This is a genomic window from Gracilinema caldarium (assembly GCF_029265695.1).
GTDB lineage: Bacteria > Spirochaetota > Spirochaetia > Treponematales > Breznakiellaceae > Gracilinema > Gracilinema caldarium_A.
In genome coordinates this window covers 1-3539 of the sequence record NZ_JAJUHW010000082.1, presented here as the reverse complement: position 1 = coordinate 3539, position 3539 = coordinate 1, and the positions used below count along the sequence as shown (strand labels likewise).

Annotated in this window: 4 protein-coding genes; all 4 read left to right on the top strand. The window is 47.7% G+C overall.

Going from position 1 to position 3539, the window contains the following annotated elements:
• Positions 1-703 (top strand): methyl-accepting chemotaxis protein (locus Q7P68_RS13910; RefSeq protein WP_304226681.1); only part of this gene is annotated, 703 nt, incomplete at its 5' end.
• A gap of 114 nt (positions 704-817) precedes the next feature.
• A complete protein-coding gene (locus Q7P68_RS13905) occupies positions 818-1648 on the top strand; it encodes a CheR family methyltransferase (protein ID WP_304226679.1) in 831 nt (276 codons plus the stop codon).
• Positions 1649-1658: 10 nt separating this feature from the next.
• Positions 1659-2192, top strand: coding sequence for a chemotaxis protein CheD (locus Q7P68_RS13900; protein WP_304226677.1), 534 nt, complete (start codon positions 1659-1661; stop codon positions 2190-2192).
• A gap of 15 nt (positions 2193-2207) precedes the next feature.
• Positions 2208-3281 (top strand): protein-glutamate methylesterase/protein-glutamine glutaminase, encoded by a 1074-nt coding sequence (locus Q7P68_RS13895; protein WP_304226675.1) that lies wholly within the window; start codon positions 2208-2210, stop codon positions 3279-3281.
• Positions 3282-3539: the final 258 nt, after the last annotated feature.

The window sequence follows — 3539 nt, the reverse complement described above, 5'->3', positions numbered from 1 at the left end:
GGTAATCGATGATATTGCTTTCCAGACTTCTATCTTAGCATTGAACGCAGCAGTGGAGGCAGCCAGGGCTGGCGAGGCAGGACGGGGCTTTGCGGTTGTAGCTGACCAGGTTAAGGCTTTGGCTCAGAAGAGCGCGGAAGCGAGCAGCGAGACCAGCGAACTTATCGAAACAGTGGTTAATAATATTGAAAAGGGCACCGAACGGACCCAGGAAGTTACTGCGGATGTTAAAAAAGTGAGCGAAGCAGCAAACAAGGTTAACATTCTGCTTGACGAAATTAACCGGGCATTCAAGGAACAGAGTAAGGGCGCCAACCAGGTTACCAAGGCTATCAGTCAGGTCAACACCGTGGTCCAACAGACCGCAGCCTCCAGCGAGGAGACCGCTTCTGCAGGAGAAGAGATGCTTGCCCAGGTGGAACAGCTCAGGGAAATTGTAACCGTATTGAACCGGATCACCAAAGGCGCCAAGGCAGCTCTGGAAGAGTCCCAGACAAATGCAGGAGAGAAAAGAAGCGGAAGCGGAAAGATAAAATCCAAGACCGGTTCCAACGGTCAATCGCTCAGTTCTGCAATTCATGAAGAACTTGCCCAGACTCACCAGGCAAATGCAAACCTGGGGGGAACCAAAAGTGCTCATGATGATATTGAAAAAATTAGCCCCGAAAAGGTAATTCCCATGGATGAATTTAAAGGATTTTAATGCTCCAACGGGCCGGGCATTTTCCAGGCCGGACAATTTCCAGCCCGGAGTTTTTCCGGCCTGGATTGTTCTCAGCCCGCTGTAATGAGGGACTTTAAAAAAACGGAGAAGATTTTGGATTTAGTACCGCAGGGATCGTATTTAACAGATGAATTGTTTCGGAAAATGGCTGAATATCTGTTTCAGGAGACCGGAATTACCATAAGCAGCGCTAAAAAATACCTTGTGGAATACCGACTTCAGAGATTCGTAGGCCCCGACAAGCACTATGCATCCTATGAGAAACTCTTTCATGCCCTAAAACATGATACAAGCGGCGAACTAAAGACTATTTTCATCAACAGTCTTACTACAAATTATACTTTTTTTTTCAGAGAACCGGTGCATTTTAGGTTTCTTGCCTATTATTTACAGACCTATGGTAAAAATCAAAGTTACATTAGGCTCTGGAGCGCCGCTTGTTCTTCAGGAGAAGAGGCTTATAGCATGGCCATTACCTGTCTTGAACAGGGCTTTTCCCCGCCGGGGCGGGATATTAAAATTCTAGCCAGCGATATTTCAAAAAAAGTTTTATCTACCGCTACCGCGAGTGTTTATCATTATTCGGCTATTCGCGGGGAATTGGAGGATGCATATCTGCGCCGCTATTTTCGGTTTAATCCGCAAAATAAGAATTTTACGATAAATGACAATGTCCGCTCCCTCCTTACCTTTCGGGAATTTAATTTGATGGACCCCTTCCCCTTTACAAGACAATTTGATGTTATATTCTTAAGAAATGTTCTTATATATTTCAGTATACCTGAAAAGGAACAGATCCTCGCAAAAATGTGGGAGGTTCTTAAGACACCGGGCTACCTTGTTTTGGGACTGTCGGAGAGTCTTGTGGGGGTCCGGAACCGTTTTACAACCTTGAGTAACTCTATTTACAGAAAAGATGGGTAATAGTATGGCAATGATATCGACTGGACAAAATGGAACATTTACCAACAATGGATCACTAGAAGAGGTTTTTTTAAATCCTGGGGACCTTGTGTTTTCTAAAAAACCGGTGGTTCTTAAAACCGTATTGGGCTCCTGCGTAGCGGTCTGTCTCTATGATACTGAACACCGCTGGGGTGCCATGTGCCACTACCTATTGCCAATAGCTCCTTCGGATCTTCACCGGAGTACCAAATATGGCGACATCGCTATAAAGGTTTTGCTGCACCGCTTCCTTGTAAAGCACGAGGCAAAGCGGGAAAATCTGGTTGCAACCATTATTGGCGGAGCCTTTATTGTATTTGATGAGCGGGAAGTTTTTTTTATCGGCGATCGTAATATAGAAGTGGCACAAAACCTGCTTAAAAAAGAAGGTATCCGGATTCTTGCAATGCATACGGGCGGTGAGTTTGGGAGAAGGGTTATTTTTAATACCGCAACTAATAAACTTATGGTCAACAGCCTAGAGCATCTCACTTTGGAAGATTTGTACAATCCTAATATTTAACTACGGGAGCAGGCGATGATTAAGGTTCTGGTTGTAGATGACTCGGCGATTGTGCGGGATGTGCTGTCCGCCGCTATTGAAAAACAGCCTGATATGGAACTCGTAGGCACCGCTCCAGACCCCTTTGTAGCCAGAGATAAGATTGTTAAGCTTAAGCCCGATGTCATCACGCTGGATATCGAAATGCCCCGTATGGATGGTCTTTCCTTCCTGGAACGGATCATGCATTACTTTCCCCTGCCGGTCATTATTGTCAGCTCGGTTACAACCCATGATCCCTATGCTGCGGTAAAAGCTCTGGAACTGGGTGCCTTTGATGTGGTGAATAAGCCCGGAGGGAGTATCACCGTAGAGGATGTAAAAGAGGATGTGCTCCGTAAAATCCGCGCCGCCTACGAAGTCCGGGACCGTTTTATTGAGCGGGCATCCCGTATAGCAGAGGAAGGTACTGGAACTGGCCGCCGCCAATCTGCGTTGCTTCAGCGGGATACGGGCAAGACCTTGCTTACCCAGGTGCGGACTACCGAAAAACTCATCGCTATCGGAGCTTCCACCGGGGGTACGGTTGCGCTGGAACAAATATTTCGTGTTTTGCCAGCCCACTTGTACCCCATTGTGGTGGTCCAGCATATGCCTCCCGATTTTACCCGGCAGTTTGCCCAGCGGCTCCATGAGCTTAGCAATCTGGATGTTAAAGAGGGTGAACAGGAAGAGATACTGCAGGCCGGGACTGTCTATATTGCCCCCGGCGGGTACCACATGGAAGTCCAGCGCCGCGGCGCTTCTTTATTCATCAACCTGAACCAGAAAGAACGAATCCATTTCCAGCGACCCGCGGTGGATATGCTGTTTCATTCGGTCGCCCGTGAGGTTGGCCAGAACGCCCTGGGGATACTTCTTACTGGTATGGGGCGGGATGGTGCGGAGGGACTCTTGGCTATGAAAAAGGCCGGTGCCATGACTATAGCCCAGGACGAAGAAAGCTCTATCGTGTGGGGGATGCCCCGTTCCGCGGTCGAGTTAGGGGCAGCCGCCAAGGTGCTCCCCTTGGAAAAAGTCCCTGCAGAAATAATTACATTCTGTTCCTGATATAAATCCTTTTTTACTTATTGACCTCATCTGTCATTTTCAGCACAATGGCGTGGAGTTCAATGTACTTGGATGCTGCTCCACAGAGCAGATACAAGGGGTTTCGGCCGGAATTCGCGCTGTTTTCCTGTGAATACCCTTAAATATTCGCATTGAGGAGTTACTCATGATCTATTCTACTGAAGTGGAACACATGTGTCCCCTGGCAAAGGGTGCCTACCATGGTCCAGCTCCCATCCCGGAAGAGGGTAAATGGGT